Genomic DNA, 2,181 nt, shown 5'->3' with positions numbered 1-2,181 from the left:
CCCCTGGCGGCATCATTCTGGAACACTGCGCCGGTGGCCGCGGAGAACGCTTGGATAACACGGTGGAAGCGTTACCCGGGATCATCTCCTACTTGCGGAACCAAGGATATTCGTTCGTAACGATCCCTCAATTACTCTACGTTTCCGCGAAGATGGAAGGAAGTTAAGGAGTGTAGACAATGACGCCTCTTACCGAAGAAGAAGGAGCCACCCACGCGTTGGAATTTCCCAGGGCCCGAGCCACCGCCCATCCCCAAGGCAGATGTAGGGTTCGTGGCGGAATTCAGAAACTTCGCCTTCAAGGCTGCAATCATGTCGATTTCCGGTTGCTGCCGTTGAAAATCGTTGACTCGGTAGCCGTTCCCCTCAATATCTCGCAAAAGAATTATTGTGCCGCTTTCCGATCATGTCTGCGATCTCCGGGCTGTCGGCGACAAACTTTCCATCACGGTTGAAAATTGTCAGACTGGAAACAGCGCTCAGTTCCACCGCCACCTCTCCTTGTTTGTGTCGGTCCTTGCGGAAAACCCGAAGTCTTCCGACACCAATCGTTCCGTTTTGTCGGTGGCGGCCGAGACCGTGTCAGAAAGTGAGCAAGTGCCGGCGCAACCCATCATCGACCCTTTGCGGGACCTGCTGAACCGGCTTTCCATTTTTTGAACCGCTTTCATGTTCCCGGGAAACCCGACTAAGGCGACATCCCCGCTTGTCCGCCCGGCTCATCGGTTCGGCCCCGCCGACACCGCCCACGTTTAAGAACTAACCGCCATCTTATCACGACCCACGGAACGAAAGGTCTTCATCGGACTGACATACGCATACCCTTTATCGAAGTTCATGTGGGAACGGGAGCCCGACGATTGATTTCGTTCCGCGTGCAGAAAAATCTCGACTAGACGTGGGTGGGCCGGTATGCGTACCATTGTACAGGTGTTTATGGTCAATCTTGTCATGAGCGTGGACAACATCATCGTCGTCGCCGGGATTGTCCGGCGCTCCTCGCACCTTGTCGCCATTGCCGTTATATCGACGTTCACACTGACGGCCGTCCGGACCGGGCTGATCGCCGGACTGCACCGGTTACCCCAAGTTCCGGGCTTGCAACTGGCGTTGGGCGGCATGGTTCTCGGCATCGCGTGCAAAATGACCCATATCCCCGGCACCCGGGGAGGAAGCGATCCGCCCTTGTGGCAACTTCTTTCTTCCGTCGTTCTGGCAGACCTGGCCCTGAGCGTCGACAACATGATGGTATTGGCACTCATATCCAAAGACTTAGCGACCATCGCGATTGGAACGGGTTTAAGTTTATTGCTGCTCCCGTCGTTTCTACCCATCATCACCAGAACCATGCAACAGATACCCCTGTTGCAAATCGTTGCGGCCGGTTTTGTTGCGTTACTGGGAGTGCGTGCGATGTTGCAGGACCCATTGGTCGACACGCGGCTCCAAGCCGGCCTTCCTGTGCCGGGAGGGCAACAGGATCTTCCGCCGGCCGTTGCCGCTGCACTTGTCCTTTATGGGATCGGGAACATGGTTTATCAAAGGGGACGCCGCCGATGACTCCATCTTCATCCGAGTTCATCAGCGTCCACCGTCATTCTCCGGGCTCGGCAAGTCAAACACCGGCTTCACGGCCTCTGCAAAAATCCGCTGAATATCTCCATGATGACGGCAAACCTCGATCCCGCCGGGCTTCAGGATCGGCCTGCAGTCGATCCCGCGCTTCTTCCAGGTTCCGGTACCACTCGCTTTCCCGAAGTGCTCTCGCCAGACCATGGGCGTAGTCATACAGATTATTCATCACCACATGCGCTCCCTTCGTCCAGTGGTATCAGCAGCTGCAGGAATGTCTGATCAAAGCTATCCAACAAACCGCTGTCGGCCTGACCTTTGTCTCCTTCCATCCGGAAGGGAGCCGCCCCCGGGGTGGGCGCGCTTCTCGGCATGTGCTTCCTCCCGCGTCCGGCAAGCCAGGAGCGGCAAGCCGGCCCCCAAAGAGAGAAGCTCAGGACCATCCCGTACCACACGGGCACTCGCGAAAGGCAGGAATCCCTGTCCCGTCCAGGCGGTTAGCCTCCCGCGAGGCCAGAGGGATATTTTTCCTTCAGGCAACCTCTGGCTTTGGGTCATCCCCTTTGCGGGGATACACGAATGTCTTCGTCCATTTCCTGTACAGGTTCA

At 56.9% G+C, this 2,181-nt stretch carries 3 protein-coding genes; 1 reads left to right on the top strand and 2 read right to left on the bottom strand.

The window, feature by feature from the left end; translation table 11 throughout:
* Window positions 1-366: 366 nt before the first annotated feature.
* Complete coding sequence (locus K6T64_RS16705) at window positions 367-489, bottom strand: hypothetical protein (RefSeq protein ID WP_288011357.1); 123 nt, start codon at window positions 487-489, stop codon at window positions 367-369.
* 423 nt (window positions 490-912) lie between these two features.
* On the opposite strand from K6T64_RS16705, the gene K6T64_RS16700 reads away from it, so the two are divergent.
* Window positions 913-1,560 (top strand): TerC family protein, encoded by a 648-nt coding sequence (locus K6T64_RS16700; RefSeq protein ID WP_288011355.1) that lies wholly within the window; start codon window positions 913-915, stop codon window positions 1,558-1,560.
* A 55-nt stretch (window positions 1,561-1,615) separates the two neighbouring features.
* Here K6T64_RS16700 and K6T64_RS17000 read toward each other — a convergent pair whose 3' ends face one another.
* Window positions 1,616-1,801, bottom strand: coding sequence for a YlbF family regulator (locus tag K6T64_RS17000; protein WP_353737846.1), 186 nt, complete (start codon window positions 1,799-1,801; stop codon window positions 1,616-1,618).
* Window positions 1,802-2,181 lie beyond the last annotated feature (380 nt).

Source organism: Kyrpidia sp. (assembly GCF_023512215.1).
GTDB classification, from domain to species: domain Bacteria; phylum Bacillota; class Bacilli; order Kyrpidiales; family Kyrpidiaceae; genus Kyrpidia; species Kyrpidia spormannii.
This window is presented reverse-complemented; position numbering and strand designations above follow the sequence as displayed.

Coding starts and splice junctions, on each gene's coding strand:
- K6T64_RS16700 (WP_288011355.1), top strand. CDS start 913: ATGCGTACCATTGTACAGGTGTTTATGGTCAATCTTGTCATGAGCGTG.
- K6T64_RS17000 (WP_353737846.1), bottom strand. CDS start 1,801: ATGAATAATCTGTATGACTACGCCCATGGTCTGGCGAGAGCACTTCGG.